The 15656-nt window shown below is 55.9% G+C and carries 21 protein-coding genes and 1 tRNA gene; 18 read left to right on the forward strand and 4 right to left on the reverse strand.

Annotated features, from left to right (window positions below; translation table 11 throughout):
- Nucleotides 1–5: 5 nt before the first annotated feature.
- From QEH52_RS01805 to QEH52_RS01855, 11 genes are read left to right on the forward strand one after another with little or no spacing between them, the layout of a single operon-like run.
- Nucleotides 6–587, forward strand: coding sequence for a hypothetical protein (locus tag QEH52_RS01805; protein WP_308948242.1), 582 nt, complete (start codon nucleotides 6–8; stop codon nucleotides 585–587).
- Nucleotides 588–593: 6 nt separating this feature from the next.
- Nucleotides 594–1727, forward strand: coding sequence for a hypothetical protein (locus QEH52_RS01810; protein ID WP_308948243.1), 1134 nt, complete (start codon nucleotides 594–596; stop codon nucleotides 1725–1727).
- Nucleotides 1728–1732: 5 nt separating this feature from the next.
- Nucleotides 1733–1948, forward strand: coding sequence for a hypothetical protein (locus QEH52_RS01815; RefSeq protein WP_308948244.1), 216 nt, complete (start codon nucleotides 1733–1735; stop codon nucleotides 1946–1948).
- A 27-nt stretch (nucleotides 1949–1975) separates the two neighbouring features.
- A complete protein-coding gene (locus tag QEH52_RS01820) occupies nucleotides 1976–2692 on the forward strand; it encodes a hypothetical protein (protein ID WP_308948246.1) in 717 nt (238 codons plus the stop codon).
- Nucleotides 2693–2717: 25 nt separating this feature from the next.
- Nucleotides 2718–4148, forward strand: coding sequence for a hypothetical protein (locus QEH52_RS01825; RefSeq protein WP_308948248.1), 1431 nt, complete (start codon nucleotides 2718–2720; stop codon nucleotides 4146–4148).
- 33 nt (nucleotides 4149–4181) lie between these two features.
- On the forward strand, nucleotides 4182–5123 hold the full coding sequence (locus QEH52_RS01830; protein ID WP_308948249.1) for a sialate O-acetylesterase: 942 nt from the start codon (nucleotides 4182–4184) through the stop codon (nucleotides 5121–5123).
- 21 nt (nucleotides 5124–5144) lie between these two features.
- Nucleotides 5145–5477 carry a hypothetical protein gene (locus QEH52_RS01835; protein WP_308948250.1) on the forward strand — a complete coding sequence of 111 codons (333 nt, stop codon included), beginning with the start codon at nucleotides 5145–5147 and terminating at the stop codon, nucleotides 5475–5477.
- A gap of 11 nt (nucleotides 5478–5488) precedes the next feature.
- Nucleotides 5489–5926 (forward strand): hypothetical protein, encoded by a 438-nt coding sequence (locus tag QEH52_RS01840; RefSeq protein WP_308948252.1) that lies wholly within the window; start codon nucleotides 5489–5491, stop codon nucleotides 5924–5926.
- Nucleotides 5908–6054 (forward strand): hypothetical protein, encoded by a 147-nt coding sequence (locus tag QEH52_RS01845; protein ID WP_308948253.1) that lies wholly within the window; start codon nucleotides 5908–5910, stop codon nucleotides 6052–6054. The genes QEH52_RS01840 and QEH52_RS01845 overlap by 19 nt, the downstream gene beginning before the upstream one ends.
- Before the next feature lies 1 nt (nucleotide 6055).
- Nucleotides 6056–6457, forward strand: a complete 402-nt coding sequence (locus QEH52_RS01850; RefSeq protein WP_308948254.1) for a hypothetical protein — start codon at nucleotides 6056–6058, stop codon at nucleotides 6455–6457.
- A 3-nt stretch (nucleotides 6458–6460) separates the two neighbouring features.
- Complete coding sequence (locus tag QEH52_RS01855; RefSeq protein WP_308948256.1) at nucleotides 6461–7054, forward strand: hypothetical protein; 594 nt, start codon at nucleotides 6461–6463, stop codon at nucleotides 7052–7054.
- Here QEH52_RS01855 and QEH52_RS01860 read toward each other — a convergent pair.
- The 4 genes from QEH52_RS01860 to QEH52_RS01875 all read right to left on the reverse strand — a co-directional run bounded on the left by QEH52_RS01860 (nucleotide 7047) and on the right by QEH52_RS01875 (nucleotide 10557).
- Nucleotides 7047–8102, reverse strand: a complete 1056-nt coding sequence (locus QEH52_RS01860) for a hypothetical protein (RefSeq protein ID WP_308948257.1) — start codon at nucleotides 8100–8102, stop codon at nucleotides 7047–7049. The two genes, QEH52_RS01855 and QEH52_RS01860, sit on opposite strands and share 8 nt — an antisense overlap.
- A 237-nt stretch (nucleotides 8103–8339) precedes the next feature.
- Nucleotides 8340–8416: transfer RNA gene (locus QEH52_RS01865), tRNA-Pro, on the reverse strand.
- Between the two features lie 54 nt (nucleotides 8417–8470).
- Nucleotides 8471–9760 (reverse strand): hypothetical protein, encoded by a 1290-nt coding sequence (locus QEH52_RS01870; protein WP_308948258.1) that lies wholly within the window; start codon nucleotides 9758–9760, stop codon nucleotides 8471–8473.
- Between the two features lie 131 nt (nucleotides 9761–9891).
- Nucleotides 9892–10557, reverse strand: coding sequence for a zinc metallopeptidase (locus QEH52_RS01875; protein WP_308948259.1), 666 nt, complete (start codon nucleotides 10555–10557; stop codon nucleotides 9892–9894).
- Nucleotides 10558–10736: 179 nt separating this feature from the next.
- Here QEH52_RS01875 and QEH52_RS01880 point away from each other — a divergent pair, with 179 nt between their 5' ends.
- The 7 genes from QEH52_RS01880 (at nucleotide 10737) to dnaB (ending at nucleotide 15652) form a co-directional block, all read left to right on the forward strand.
- Nucleotides 10737–11183: a thioredoxin family protein gene (locus QEH52_RS01880; RefSeq protein WP_308948261.1), complete on the forward strand. Its 447-nt coding sequence runs from the start codon at nucleotides 10737–10739 to the stop codon at nucleotides 11181–11183.
- A 251-nt stretch (nucleotides 11184–11434) separates the two neighbouring features.
- Nucleotides 11435–12079, forward strand: a complete 645-nt coding sequence (locus tag QEH52_RS01885) for a 50S ribosomal protein L25 (protein ID WP_308948262.1) — start codon at nucleotides 11435–11437, stop codon at nucleotides 12077–12079.
- A gap of 60 nt (nucleotides 12080–12139) precedes the next feature.
- A complete protein-coding gene (pth, locus tag QEH52_RS01890; protein WP_308948263.1) occupies nucleotides 12140–12745 on the forward strand; it encodes an aminoacyl-tRNA hydrolase in 606 nt (201 codons plus the stop codon).
- Complete coding sequence (locus QEH52_RS01895) at nucleotides 12723–13022, forward strand: 30S ribosomal protein S6 (protein WP_308948265.1); 300 nt, start codon at nucleotides 12723–12725, stop codon at nucleotides 13020–13022. The genes pth and QEH52_RS01895 overlap by 23 nt, the downstream gene beginning before the upstream one ends.
- A gap of 21 nt (nucleotides 13023–13043) precedes the next feature.
- On the forward strand, nucleotides 13044–13535 hold the full coding sequence (ssb, locus tag QEH52_RS01900) for a single-stranded DNA-binding protein (protein ID WP_308948266.1): 492 nt from the start codon (nucleotides 13044–13046) through the stop codon (nucleotides 13533–13535).
- 133 nt (nucleotides 13536–13668) lie between these two features.
- On the forward strand, nucleotides 13669–14172 hold the full coding sequence (gene rplI / locus QEH52_RS01905) for a 50S ribosomal protein L9 (RefSeq protein WP_308948267.1): 504 nt from the start codon (nucleotides 13669–13671) through the stop codon (nucleotides 14170–14172).
- Between the two features lie 37 nt (nucleotides 14173–14209).
- Complete coding sequence (gene dnaB, locus QEH52_RS01910) at nucleotides 14210–15652, forward strand: replicative DNA helicase (RefSeq protein WP_308948268.1); 1443 nt, start codon at nucleotides 14210–14212, stop codon at nucleotides 15650–15652.
- Nucleotides 15653–15656: the final 4 nt, after the last annotated feature.

Consider the following 15656-nt stretch of genomic DNA (forward strand, 5'->3'; position numbering starts at 1 on the left):
TCACGATGAAAAACCAATCGTTAGATTTTCGCTTTCAGCCCTCGGGCAATATCTCGCAGGAGCTCACCGTCGCGCGTATGGAGGCCATGCGCTTGGCTATCCTGCGGGCTCAGCCTCCCGCAAAAGTCAAGGGCGCTCGCATCGGGCAGACTGATAAAGGCTGGTGGCTCGCAGTCGATCCGGGCACGATCGCCGCGGCCGCTGCCTGGCCGCTCAAACCAGTGGTCTACGGCGCCACGGAGGTCAGATTTGTCTACGGCCTGGTGCATGCCGATCCGCCCAAAATCGACGATGAGGAGATCCTCGCCGATATCGACGATCCCGATTACCCCGGGCTCACCTGTGGCAGCGCCGGTAAGATCTATGTCGGCGTCGATCTCGCGGCCGATACCTACGAGCCCGAGAATCCAATCATCGCATTTGCCGATACCGTGCCCGACGATGTCGACCGCTCCAAAGCTTACGTCGAGATCGCCGATGTCGCATTTGCCGATGGCGCGATCACCAAGGTCACGCCCGTGCATCGCGGTAATATCGACATGGCCAGCTGTGGCGGCGTGTTAAACTATTGGGATCTGGGAGACTAATCAACGATGAGCACTCTACTCGATCGACCATGGATCACCTGTTGCGCGCGCGCCGATCTCGACGGCGAGCCCCAGCCGCCATATCTGCACCTATGCGGCCCGCCAGCCGTGGCGAGCGTGTGCGTGAGCGAGGAGCGCGATGCAGAGCTGATCGGCGAATCCGAGTTTCGATTTTCGGCCGGCGGGGTCGAATACAGTTTGCCGCCGAAATCGTATCGGAAATTTAGCACAACCATGAGTGATTTTGTCTGGCGGGATCTTTGTTGTTTTTACGCTAGCGGCACCTGGTCTTTTGGCTCGCCCGACCAGACGACAATGACCTATAGCGGTTTATACGAGTCAGCCTACGACAAAATCACTGGGGTGAGTTCGGTTATCACTAATGATCCAGCATTGTTCGAGCGTAATAACTACGACTGCGCTACGGGGGCCTATATAAATTCGTCCAACAGCATCTGGAATACAGTAGTGGGCAAATACCCTGACACGGATGTAACGCCAGTAACGATCGACATACCAGGGCACCCGTGGGATGGCGAATACGAGCGAGAGGCCACATCGAACACGGTGGGCATCGATCGGGAAGTCACGAGCGATACGATCCTATGTGGATCATCCTCTGGCCTCGAATATGTAGGGCGGGAGGTCACGACGACCCTATCCGACCCCGACACCGAAGCCGACGCCCTCGATCGCGCCACCGCGACCGCCGGCACATCCTGCAGCAGCCTCTACGAGCAGCGCACCACCGATTTCGACTTTACCGTGCGCACCAGCAGCTACGCCCTCCGCGCCGGCAACCTCATACCCGGCGCCCGCTACACTGCCCGCGTGGCGATCGAGCGCCGCCCCGCGATCAAAAACCCCGAGGGCAGCGGCTATGTCGACGCCGACGGCGAGCCCTCAGAGTGGGAGAGCACCGACGACGACGAAGAGCCCATGATCGACGAATACACATTTACCGCCGCCGATCGCGATCAGATCGTGCCCACCACCGGCACCTGGTCCGACGCCGACGAGGACGGTGCCATCGATACCACCGAGGTCACGCCCCTGATCGCGCTGCCAGTGGTGCCGGGCTGGGAATACCGCATCGCATCCGGCTACCCAAAGATCGAACTAGCCCTCACCAGTGCCTAATATTTATGCGTAAATTTAAGATAGCCCATCCCCCACAACTCAGCGCCCGCCTACGCGAAAAAGCCGCGCAGGCCGCCCAATCCAAACCGCGCCCGCAGCCCGCACCCGCCGCCGAGCCCGACACGTTCGAAGCGACCATGGCCCGCGCATTTCCGCCGCACCTACGCGGCAGCATCTCCGGCTGCTGCGATAGCATGGCCGATGGGCACGGCACTCAGTAGGGCCCGTTTTGACAGGTCTCCAGAGGCATGCGATTAACCCTCGACCAGGACCTCGAAAAAATTATCCAATCCGCTGGCCAAAAAAATGTAGTCAACGAGCTCACATTTCGGCGCTCCGCCTCCGCGCCATTGATACTCAGTTTCGCGCAGAGCGGGGCCATCGTCGACCCCGGGGCACTCGAGATCAATTTTGTCCTCAAGTCTGAGGGTAAATACGATCAAGATCCCCCCCTGCTGCTCAACGGTAGCTGGACCAAATCCGGCAGCGGCAGCGATGCCAGCTGGGAGGCCAGCCTAAACTTTATCACCACCACCCTCGATGCCCTGTTTGTCGTCGACGGCGACGATACCAACGACGAGCCCAGCATATCCGTGATGGGCGAGATCGTGTGGACAGTCGACGGCGTGACCCGCCGCACCGGCCGCATCACTGTAAACATCGATAACAACATCTACCGCGGCACCGAGACCCCTGCCGAAGAGACCGCCGCCCCCGGCACCTATCTCACCGCCGCCGGCAATAACCGCCTCCGCCCCCAGCTAGCCATCACCACCCACTCCGAGCTCCGTGCCTATGTGACCGATGGCGTGCCCCGTCCTCACCTCATTGCAGTCAACATCCCCGGCGCGGCGCGGCTCTGGCTCGTGCAAGACGGCACCGGCGCCGATAACGCCGACTGGCGCATCCGCCCCGACGACTATGTCGATACTAGCAACGAAGTCGAAATCGTCAGCTACCTGTAACCGAAATTTGAATACACAAATACCAATGCGACAAATCCTCCTCATCCTCCTCCTCAGCCTATTGGGCCCATCCGGCGCCACGCTCCACGCGCAAACCGCCGCCATCCAGGTCGACCGCACCGACGGATCGATAGCCGGCCCCGCCGTGATCGACTGGAGCGCCCCCACCGATAGCCTCATCACCTGGCCCACTACCGACTGGGCCGACATCACCAACACGCCCACCACCGCCGACGGCTACGGCATCACCCTCACGCAGGATGATATCCCCGTGATCGGTCCCGAAGAGATCGATCTCAGCGACGACTACGCATTTACCGCCGCGCTCACGCTCGACGGATACGCCGTGCTCACCACCGATACCGGCGTGCAGCCCGGTGATGATGTGTCCGAGCTGACTAATGATGCGGGCTATCTCACCACCGTAGCATTTGGCGATCTCACCGGCCCCCCCACGACCCTCAGCGGCTACGGCATCACCGATGCGTATACGCAGACCGAGGCCGATGCAATCACCGATCAAAAAGCCACCGCTTATGCGTATGGCCGCATAGCGTGGGTCGACCCGATCAACGGTAGTGATGTATCCGGCAGCGTGGGGCGCATCGACCAGCCCTATGCCACGGTGTCTGCGGCGCGCGACGGCCTGTTAGCTGAGTATACGCCGACCTATGCCGATCCAGTCACGATACGGACCGTAGGCGCGCAAACCATACCGGTCTCCGCGGGGTTGATCACGGACGATGGATTTATCTTGGATCTGCTCGATGGGTCGATATTGCAATGCACCAGCGGTAACATCATCACGCTGGGGAGTGGCGAACACATCCGTATACTAGGAGGCGGGTTGACCGCGCAGGGCGGGTATTACGCCATCGTGAATAACGGCGGATCATTTGAGCTGGTCGATAGTTATATCATAGGATCATTTGCGTCCGGCAGCTCGATCATAGCGATCAGCCATAACAGTGTTAACACCGGCATCATTAATCGCTGTGTTGTCGACGGGCAGATCTGGTCGACTGGGACTCTCAGGATCACAGATAGTAATATATATGGCTCGCTGCAATTTCGGGCGGGCGATCATGATTTCGAAGTCTGGGATACTCGGATTGATTCGACTGGCTCGGTGATATACGGCAGCCAAATCGGGGCGATCTATTATCCCGATGGCGGATCAGCTCGCACCATCCGTGGGCTGTTTCGCAATGTCTACATCCGTTCTCCCGATGTGAGCTCATACCCCATCGTATCAAATTTCTCTTCGGACTCTAATACGGTCGAGATCGCGTTGCAGCGGTGTAACGCATACGCAGGCGGGTCTAAAATTGTGCAAAAAACCGGCACCTATGATCTACGGTTAGAGGGCGATGTCCTCTACGGCAATCTAGCCGCCATCGGCGACGGCACACTCGATGGCCTAGCCTATGATGGTGATGCTAATCGCACCTGGTAGCATCAATGGATAACTCAACTCTCGCACAAAAAAATGAATACTATTAAAATCCTACTAATCTCCACATTGTTTGCAGCGGCCAGCGCCGCCGGAATGACGTTTAAATTTGCTCCCGAGCCTCGTTATGCTGAGGTGTTTATCCGCCTCGGGCAGTCTAATGAGGTGGGCCGGTCGCCGGGCACTATTTACAAGGCCTCGACCTTGCTAGGTCGCAGCAATGACCCGTATATCCGCATCAACTCATCCTCTGGCGGCTGGTTGAAACCTGCGTCCGCGGACCTAGAGGAGGGTAATAGCGTGCTGACTGATGGCTGGGAGTCGCTGCTCGCCTACGAGCAACGCAGCAGCTACTACTATAGCGGGCTGCAGGGATTTGCCCGCGAGCTAGCCGTCAACCAGGGCATGCGTGATGTCCACATCATCCAATATGCGCGTAATGCATCGCGACTCAATCGCGACTGGCGGGAGGTCGATGATCTGCTCTATCCTGATTGTATCGCATTTATCAATACGGCAATCTCGGACCTCACAGCCGCCGGTTGGGTGGTGCGGGTGAATGCTATTAGTTGGGTGCAGGGCAATGGTGATGCATTTGATCCGCTCTACGGGAGCGCCGATCTCTATGGGGCTAATCTCACGCAACTACTCGCCGACCTGCGATCGGATATTACTGGCGCCAGCGCAGCTCCGGTGCTGGTCGTGCGCAGTCCTGATTTTTGGCGACTCCCATTCGAGCCTGGCGCTGTCGATGCCAACTCGGCGCGGATCGACGAGATCGAGACTGTGCAGGCGGCCCAGGCCGCAGTCGTCTCGGCCGATCTAATTGGTGCGACATTGACCACGACCACATCGTTTGAGGATTATATCGAAAATTGGGATGATGAGGTGTCCGGCGGGCCGTATCCCACTCATTACGATGAGGACTCTAAGCAGCAGATTGGTATACTACAGGCCCAATCGTATATGTCGCTCTAGCAGCAACCAACCATCACCACCATGCCAAAACTCACCGCCATCAACCTAGTATCCATCATGCTGTGGCTATTGCTCGTGATCGGCGGCCTCGGTCGCTACTACGTCGTCAACGAGATCGAGCGCGAGATCGACACTAAACTCAGCGCCAAACTCACAGCCATCAGCGCATCGCTCGATAACATCAGCGTGCGCCTGGATGATGATAACGGCACCGGCTGGCCCATCATCGACCAGCGCAACTATTGGCAGCTCGGCAAACTCGCATGGGAGGCGTCCGACCGCCTCTCCGATGTGCCATTTCCGATGCCGGACCCGCTCAAAATCCGCGAGCTACGCGTGAGCGGCAACCTCTAACCCACGCCCAAATGCAGATCACAAACACAGAGCTCACAGTCAGTCTCATGCGTCGCTATCCAAACGCCCGCCGCCAGATATTTGACGCCGAATTTGATGCATGGGAGCCCGGCGCGCTCAGCAGCATCTATAGCCAGTTCATTTGGCAAATGCGCCTACTCGGCCTCACAATCTGGCTGCGCAATAAATTAGATTGCGATAAATGGGCGTGGCTGCTCAAGGCCTATGTGATCCTGCGCAACGCCCTCAGCAGCAACACCAACATGCGGGCAATCGGGCTCATCTGCTACATGATCGATGGCGACCCAAAACGCCCGCACTGCATCATCAGCGCCGCCATCCGAGAGGGCGACAGCTATCGAATAACCGAGCTAGAGCCCCAGCCCCGGGGCGGCCTACTCACACTCACCACAGCGGAGCTCGCAACAGTATGGTTTGTCGCCTATTAGCCCCCATATTTACCGCCGCCGCGCTCACACTCTCAGGCTGTATCCATCAGGTAGATACCGCCGATGCGGGCAATCGCCCAGAGCCATTGCCCGCACTCCCGCCGATAAACATCGAACCCATAGATTAAAATGAAAACAATCCTCACAATCCTACTCGCCCTCATGCTCACCATCGCAACCGGCTGCCAAACCGTAAGCGACCTAGCCGAGGACAATCCCATGGCCTACTCAGCCCTAAAGGTCGCCAGCAAAATCATCCTACTCAACCAAGTGCACGCCATCACCAGCGATGCCACCATACAGACCGCCCTTAGCGACGCCATTGAGGCCGCATTCGCCAACGACACACCCACCGCCGTGGCCAGCGCACTCGATGCCGGCATAGCCGCTATCTACCCAGATGATTCCGCCCTGCAGATCCTCATCCGCGAGGAGTTCGCCGACATCCTCACCGCCAGCGACGGAACACCGCAGGGTGGCCCCGACCTCGAATACCGCCTAGCACTCGGCGATGCCCTCTACCAACTCTGAGCCATGCAAACCGATCCACTACAGACACTCACAGGCATCTGGCTAACAGATCCCACAGTGCCCGCCGCGCGGCCCATCTGGGCCGTGCGGCGTGGTCGTTTCGGCACCAAAGTCCTGCCAGCCTGGCGGCCAACAGAGGATACGCTCTGGTATGATCAAAAGAGCCAGACCATCTACGCCGCCACCGAGAGCGAAGTTACCGATTTCAGCAGCACCCCCGCCGGCGATGGCCATCGCGGCCCCCTCCGTGGCGCAGGGCGCCTACATGATCTCATGAGTGAGCGCACGCCAGTGTTGCGGCCCCTCACTCCCGCCGCCGTTACCTACCTCCACCAAAAACTCACCAGTCACTCCCCGGGCGAGTGGATCGACGAAATCTGGCTGCTCGATAACGGCTGGCACCGCGACATCCAGCCCCTCAGTATATGGGCTGCCGGTGGACTATTTAGCCGCATGCTCACCAGCGCAGGCTTTCCCCGCTGGCGCGCCGCCCTCATGCGATTCGGCCTCCGCGGCCTCCAGCTGCACCGCCTCTACCGATGGCTGTGGGCCGACAGTAGCCCCGAATACCTACGCGACCGCGAAGGGCTCATTTAGCCGGGCGAATCGCCGCATACTTTTTGGCCGACGATTTAATCGCATCCCCCTTATAGTGAGCAAAAAAAGTATGCGGCTCGCTCATGTGGCCCGTGTTATGGATCGTCACCTCCAGCCCGTAGCGGTGATACGAGTATGTCGCAAACGAGTGCCGCATAATGTCCCGCGGGTAGGGTCGATCAATCCCCGCCGCGTCCGCAGTCTTGCGGCGTGCCACCCGATAGTTGCGCGCATTAATCGTCACAATCGGCCCCTTGCGCTGCCGCTGAGGAGTCAGCCGCAACCAATCCCACAAGCAATCAAAGCACTTATGTATCAAGCGCGGCCGCCGCGTTTTAGAGACCGCCGCACTAATACTGATCGTCTTGGCCGCCATATCGATCGCCTCCCAGGTGAGCCCCGCTTTAACCTGAGTCTTAGGCAAAACCTCCTCCGGCCGAATGCCCGCAAACCACTGCAGCGCAAACGCCGCCCGCAGGCCCGCCGGAGCCGCCGCCATAAAGTCCGCCACCTGTTGAGGCGTCGCGATCGCAGGCGAGGGCGAGTCCACATTACCAATCCTAGTCTGGATTTTCTGGTGCCACTCAGGAGGCGCCCATTTACGCTCCGGAGCCGCACACCAGCGAAAAAAAGCGATCACCACCGCCATATAGCTCCGGATACTCTCCCGATTACTATAGCGCGATAGAGCCGCCTCCTTAAGATCCAGCGGAGATATTTGCCAGGTCAAAACCTCCACCCCCATACGAGCCACCAAAAACGAGCCAAAGCGCTCAATATTATCCACCGAAGCCTCCCGCGCGCCGTGGCTCTCCATATATCCCACATACGCCTCCAACGCCGCCGGCAGCGTAGGGCAATCCAGCCGCCGCGCCCGCGCCGCCTCGATGCCCAGATCGACCAGCGCCTCCGTCGAGATCCCTGCAGCCATAGCGGCCACCCGCGCGCGGCCGATCAAGATCCGCTCTGCGGCCGACACAGCCAGATCCGAGTCCATAGCCTCCCATCCCAGCTGAGCCGCAAAAGTCTCCGCATCGATCTTACGCAAAAAATGTTTCGTCCGTCGCTGGCCCTCCTCACGGAACGCGACCCGCCAAGGTTTTTTCCGCCCATCGATATAAGTTACAGAGACCCCATGCATTTGGTAGCAGCGGTAGCAGATTTTATCCTCAGATCAAAGAAATTTAACAAAAAAGCCTAAAAAACGCAAAAACGCACCGCAGTAATAACGCAGGTCCAAACACTAAAAAGCCCGCTCTATCAGTGATAAAGCGGGCATTTCTCATGGTCGGGCCGACAGGATTTGAACCTGCGACCCCTTCACCCCCAGCGAAGTGCGCTACCAGACTGCGCTACGGCCCGACTTATGAAAGATTGCGAACGATGCCCTTACTGAGTCCGGCGTCAAGTCTTTATCTAATTTTCGATCACTTCTATTCGTATGAAAGCTTGATCGGACTCTGTAACAGCTTGGCTGCGGCGGTAGATGAGGGTTTCGGTGCCGTCTCCGTTGTCGCCGGGCGTGGGGGAGGCGTCGACGATGCCGCTAGAGTCGCTGGGCCAGTTGTTCAGGTCGCTACTGGTTTGCGGTAGGTAGCTGATTCCTGTCAGGCCTGTGGGGCGGGTGAGGCTGATTTCGAGATATTGCTTGCCGTTTTCTTCGACCAGTGTCGAGCGGGGCAGGATGCTGATGTCGTTGACATTGGGGTCGCCGCCGAGGGCGTATTCTAATAATTGGCCGATGCCGTCGCCGTCGGTGTCGGCGTCGTTGTCGGCATCGGTGCCGTAGAGGCTGTGATCGGTCTTCCATCCGGAGAGTGTGTTGAGGTCGGGGATTGCGGCCTCGATTTCGGAAGCGTAGCTGCTGATGCGGACGAAGAAGTTGTTGTCTTGCCCTGAGGAACTGAAGGTAGAACTGCCATCCGTTGTGACTAAGGTGGCGATGCCTGCGAGGCGCCAAATGCCGTCGTTTTCGACGAAGATGCCAGACCCGGAGTCGTGCACTGCGAGTCCGGCTTCGTCGGTGCCGGCGTCGCTGTCTAAATCAATACTTAAGCCAGTATAGCTATAATCATAGTCGTCGATATCACTGATGGTTGTCGAGGAATCTATCCGGTTGGTGCCCCATCGTTTGGAGTAGGTGTTGGCCCAGGTCCACGTTTGATCGTCTCCTTCGACGAAGCCGCTGCCGTTTTCGGAGCTTCCCCGGCCCCAGCCGACCAGAGTGCCCGTGACCTCTGTGGAAATTAAGTTGAAGGGAGGGCGTCCTCCGCTGAAGCCTGAGCTTACATCGTCGCCGGCGTCACTGCTGTGTAGTTCGATTTCGGTGATGCCGGGATCTTCGATTAATTTAAAGAGTTTGAGGTCTACATCATCGAAAGTGATCGGTGTGAATGCGGTATCGCGTGCCCAGAAGGTGCTGCCATCGAAGGTGACGTGGCTGTTGGTCGAGACGTGCCTTGCTGTGAGCATGTATTTGCCGCGTATGCGAACGGCGCTGCCGTTTCGACTGCTGCCGCTTGAGTTGCAGACGGAGGCGACGGCATCGAAAATGGCTTCGCGCTCGCTGTCGGGAGCACTGAGATTTTCCGAGTTGAGACCGCTGTAGAGTATGAGTGCATGTAGGGGCGCGGTGGTGAGACAGCTGATGGCCAGTTGGGCCAGTAGGGGCAGGCCGCGGAGACCGAGTGTTGGGAGCTTTTGCATTTTTGATCGATAATATGTCTGTAGTTCTAATCGGCAACAGCTTATAAGTGAATCATTTGTAAAATAAAACAGCCCGATTCGTGGGAATCGGGCTGTGTCGAAATGGAGCGAGGCGGTGCTGGTGTCTGGGCTTATCTGCGCGAGGCAAGCAAGTAGAGTAGCCATCCGAGGCTGCTGACAAATGCGGCTACGTAGGTGTAGGCGGCCGCGTCGAGTGTCTTGTTGACCCCCACCAATTCGTCTTGGTCAACGATGCCGAGGCCGACGAGTTGCGCTTTGGCCCGCTTGCTGGCGTCGAATTCAACTGGCAGCGTAACAAGTTGAAAGACCGTCAACACTATGTAGATCGCAATGCCGAGGTTGATGAAGAGCGGGCTGTGAAATAAGAAGAAGCCGCCAAACATGGCAATCGGGAGCATTTGCGAGGCAAAGTTGGTGATCGGCACCAGCGACATGCGCAGGTTGAGCGGTGCGTATTCCTGCTTGTGTTGAATGGCGTGGCCGGCTTCGTGCGCGGCAACGCCCAGCGCAGCAAGGCTGTGGCCGTTGTAGTTGTCTTGGCTGAGCGCCAGGCGCTTGTTGCTCGGGTCGTAGTGATCCGTGAGCGTGCCGTGGCATGCGACGATTTCGACATCGTGGATGCCTGCGCTGGCCATGACCGCTTGAGCCGCTTCGCGTCCGGTGATACGGCCGCGGGAGGGAACCTGGCTATATTTGCCGTAGGCGCTTTTAACTTTCATTTGAGCCCATAGGCCGATGGCCATGGGGATCAGTATATATATTATGAGTGGTGGCATGGTAGTTGTCTTTCTTTTTGGAACCTCAATAGCAATCTCAGTTCCATAGATTCTCAAGTATTGATGAGCGATTTTGTTGAGGCGGAGAATTAAAAAGAGAATTTATCGGGAATAGTTTTTGATTCCCTGTCATCTTACAAACCGAATCCAATATACGAACCATTATTAGAGATTACATTATGAGAAAAATACTGACCACAGCGCTTTTCGCACTCCTGGGCCTGCAAGCATCGCTAAGTGCGGGCGAGGGCTGGATGACAGACTTTAAGGCTGCAAAAGCGAAAGCAGCTGCTGAGAACAAGCCGATCTTGGTGGACTTCACTGGCTCTGATTGGTGCGGCTGGTGCATTAAACTGGATAAAGAGGTTTTCAGCCAAGCGGCCTTTCAGGAATATGCAGAGGAGGAGTTGGTGCTGGTGGAACTTGATTTTCCGCGCGCCAAAAAGCAGTCCGCAGAGTTGAAGGCCCAGAACGAGGCACTGGCCCAGCACTACGGCATTCGTGGCTTTCCGACGATTTTGGTGCTCTCGCCAGAGGGCAAGTTGATTGAAAAGACGGGCTACCGCCGCGGTGGTGCGGAGCAATATGTCGATCACATCCAAGAGATTGTGGCTTCGGTGCAGTAGTCGTCGCATAAGTTTTTTTGTGAATTTCGAATCGTGCAGCCGCTAGGCTGCGCGATTCTTTTTTTTAGTGGATGCAGAGGGGGCCGCGGGGCCTCGCATTCGCTTTTGTAGAGAGGTCGAAAAGTCAAATTTACGCTTGATATCGAAAAATCCACAAAGTTAGGGTTGCTTTTCGTTTTCTCTCTTTTACTCTGCGCGGTTTTCTCAGATTCAAGCCGTTTCCCAATACAGCATTTTCAACAGATTTAGACATGCAACAGTACACACTTAATATTACCAATCGTGAAGGCACCGGTCGCGGTGTTGCTCGCCGCCTGCGTGCGGAGGGCCGAATTCCTGCCTCTTTGTATGGTCAGGGCAATGCTCGTTCGATCTCCGTTTCTGCGGTTGATTTTCGCACGCTGAACCGTGAAATCGGCGGTGGTGCGGCTCTCGTCGAGCTGACTGATGAAAAGGGTGAGTCTGCGCTTTGCTTGGTGCAAGATGTACAATACCATGCAGTTAAGAGCACTGTTGATCATATCGACTTTCAGGAAGTTGAGCGTGGCCATGCATTCACAACTAAGATTCCTGTGCACCTGACTGGTGAAGATGACTGTGTCGGTGTTCGTAATGGTGGTGGCATTATTGACCACAAGTCGCACGAAGTTGAAATCCGTTGCCGTCCTTCCAAGCTTCCTGATCACGTCAATGCCGACGTAACGAATCTCGAAATCGGTGAAGCAATCCACATTTCCGACCTTCCTGTTCTTGAGGATGTCGAGTATCTCGGTGAGCCCGCTCAAGTGGTCGTATCCTGCCAAGCACCTACAGTCGCTGCTGAGGCCGACGACGACGCAGTTGCTGCGGACGAAGTGCCTGCCACTAAGGTTAGCGACGCAGACGCTGCGGAGTAATTCTTTTATCTTATTAACCGGGTGAGCTGTCTGGCTTGCCCGTAACTGTTCTTTTACAAAATGTCCATCGCGGTCATTGCTGGTCTGGGAAATCCGGGCACTAAATACCGCAACACTCGGCACAACATAGGTTTCGACCTTGTTGACCTGTTGGCTGCAAAGTACAGTGCTACGTGGAAACATGAAGCTCGCTTTGAGGCTGAAGTCGCAGTTGTCGTGCATCAGGGGCGCAAGCTCATGTTGCTCAAGCCGCAGACTTTCATGAATGCCAGCGGGCGCTCGCTTGGTGCAGCTTTGCGCTATCGCAAGCTGCCTGCGGAGGCGATGCTCGTTATTTACGACGATTTGACCTTGGAGCTGGCGCGCACGAAGCTCAGCGTTAACGGGAGTGCTGGCGGTCACAACGGTATTTCGGATCTGTTGACGCAGGTCGGGCCTGGCTTTGCACGTTATCGTGTCGGGATCGGTGCCAAGCCGCATAAAGCGATGGACCTCGCAGATTATGTCCTGAGTCAGTTTTCTAAGGACGAACAAACCATTTTGGCAGATCGCGCTTCAATCTATCTGGATCAGATACACCTGATCTTGAACGAGGGGCTCGCAGCTGCCATGAACATCATCAACCAACGCAAAGCAATATCGCATGAGCGCAACGACCAAAAATAACTACAAAGCCACTTTCATCCTCGACCTACGCGAATCAGAAGACGATTCCGCTAAGGTGATGGCTGATCTTAACGAAATCTTGAAGTCCATCGGGGCTGAGCCTTCTGAAAGCGAAGACCTCGGTATGCGTGAGTTTGCACGTGCTGCAGACCGTCGCTACACTCAAGGGCATTACATCGAGATTTATTTCGCAGCTTCTGGCGAAGTTCCTGCCACTCTTAACGAAAAATTGAAGCTCGATAAGCGCGTTAATCGTATCTTTACTCAGTCTGTCTAATTCTTCTTTTCGTCAATATCCATGGCCTCATTTAACAAAGTTATTTTGATGGGAAACCTGACACGCGATCCGGAAACTCGCGTGACGGTCAATGGGTTGACGATTTGTAAGCTAGGCTTAGCTGTTTCTCGGGTATTTTCGACTAAGGATGGCGAGCGACGTGAAGAGACCACATTCGTGGATATCGACGCATTTGGCAAACAGGCCGAAGTCATCACTAAGTATTTCCGTAAAGGGAAGCCTATCCTAGTCGAAGGGCGCTTAAAGCTGGATCAGTGGGAAACCAATGAGGGGCAAAAGCGTAGCAAGCTCGGTGTCGTGTTGGAAAATTTCCAATTCGTCGGCGGTCGCGATGATAACGACTCGAGCGGTGGCTCCGGAAGTGGGGGCAGCGCTGCCAGCTCTGGTGGTTATGAGCAAAGCTCTCCGCCTAAGCGCGAGTCTAAGCCTGCCGCCAGTAAGGACGACTTTTCTGCTGAAGGGGACACCCTTGACGAAGACGTTCCGTTCTAGCTTTCCTCTAGCTCTAGCTTTCCTCTAGCTCTAGTGCCTCGCATTTAGGCTTTTATTAGCACCTCAGCGATTTAGTGGCAATACGCCGCAATTTCTCTTACTCATTTAATCACACATTTAATCAAGACGTATCATGGCCAACAATCAGGTTCTCCTCCTACAACCCATCTCTGGACTCGGCGCCGAAGGCGACACAGTCACCGTAAAAGCAGGCTACGCCCGCAATTTTCTGCTTCCTCGCAAGTTAGCTTTGCCGATCACGCAAGCGAACAAGAAGCATGTTGAGTCATTGCTCAAGGCACGCGAAGCACGCGAGCAAAAGGAATTCGAAGATGCACGCACATTGAGCGAACGCGTCGAGAAGACCAGCATTGCGATCGCTGTGAAGACAGGTGAGGGCGGTAAGATGTTTGGCGCTGTCACTGCCAACGATTTGCTTGGCCGCCTAAAAGAAGAGGGTATCGAGCTCAGCAAGAAGCAACTACAACTCGCTGCGCCGATCAAGGAACTTGGTTCGCACACAGCTGCTGTTAAGTTGCACGCTGACATCGAGACAGAGCTCAAGTTTGAAGTCGTCTCTGAGAATCCGATCGAAGACGGTGCGGATGCTGAAGATGCCGCTGAAGACGACGAGTAATTAGCAGGCACTTGTCGTATAGACAAATTCCAATACGATGCCGCCTGATTCTAACTCTAAGTTTGATCGTAATCGCTCGGATCGAAACTTTAAGGGGAAGCGCAAGTCATTGTCTAAGGACGATGCCGTGCGCGTGCCACCTCACAGTATCGAAGCCGAGGAGGGGCTGATCGCTGCCTGTCTGCTGGACGGTGGCCGCGAGATCTTGACCGAATGTATCGAGTCCAAGATTGCTCCTGAGTTTTTTTACAAGACAGCGCACGAAGAGCTCTTTCGTGCGCTGCTTGCGCTTTATGCGACCGGGGACCCGATCGATGAGATCCTCCTGCTCGACTATTTGCGCAAAAATGGCCTCGAAGAAGAGGTCGGTGGTATCGCCACCATTTATGCGATCCAAGATCGTATCGAAACGGCAGCTCACGCGCGCTATTTCGCGAAGATCGTGCATGAGAAATATCTCTTGCGCCGCTTGATTCGAACCTCACGCGAGGCGATCGAGGCCTGCTATGAGCAGCAGGATGACATGACGACCTTCGTGGAGAAGATCGAGCAAGACATTTTTGAAATCAGTCGCGACCGCATTACAGACGCGGCAATCCCCATCCGTCAGTCGCTCGACGAGGCCGTGGCCGATATTCACGCGCTGTTAAATGGGCGCGATGATGCCGATGGCGTACTTTCCGGCTTCCGTGATCTCGATGGGATGACCTATGGTTTCCACCCCGGGCAGATGATCGTGCTCGCTGCGCGTCCTTCTGTCGGTAAGACCAGTTTGGCCATGAACTTTGCCGAGCACGCGATGATTCCTGATGGAGGTCGCAAACCCGCTGGCGTTATTGTATTTAGTTTGGAAATGACGGCTGCGCAGCTTGCGATGCGTTTGATTTGCAGCCGTGCGCGCGTGGATATGAAGCGCATTCGTGACCGGGTGATTTCCAAGCAAGACTCTGCCGATATCGCTACTACCGTGAAGGAGCTGAAAGAGGCTCCACTCTGGATCGACGACGGCTCGACCTCCACCATTCTTGATATTCGCGCCAAGGCGCGTCGTTTGCATACAAAGAATCCGCTGGGCCTAGTCGTGGTTGATTACCTGCAGCTAATTAAAGGCACTGATAGTCGTATGCAGCGTGAGCAGCAGATTGCTGATATTTCGCGCGGAATGAAGGGCATGGCCAAAGAGCTGAATGTGCCCGTAGTTGTTTTGAGTCAGCTGAATCGTGAGTCGGAAAAAGAAAATCGTGACCCACGTCTGTCTGACTTGCGTGAGTCTGGTTCGATCGAGCAAGACGCCGACGTTGTGATGCTGCTCCATCGCCCGAAAAAGAGTGACGATGATGAGACTGTCGAAGGGGGCGGACTCTATAATGAGCACGAGCATATTAAATTAATCGTTGCCAAACAGCGTAATGGCCCCGTAGGTGAAATAGACCTGACATTTGTCCGTCGTTATACACGCTACGAGAACTTTCACCAATAAAGGC

This window comes from Thalassobacterium maritimum (assembly GCF_031127805.1).
Taxonomy (GTDB): domain Bacteria; phylum Verrucomicrobiota; class Verrucomicrobiia; order Opitutales; family Coraliomargaritaceae; genus Thalassobacterium; species Thalassobacterium maritimum.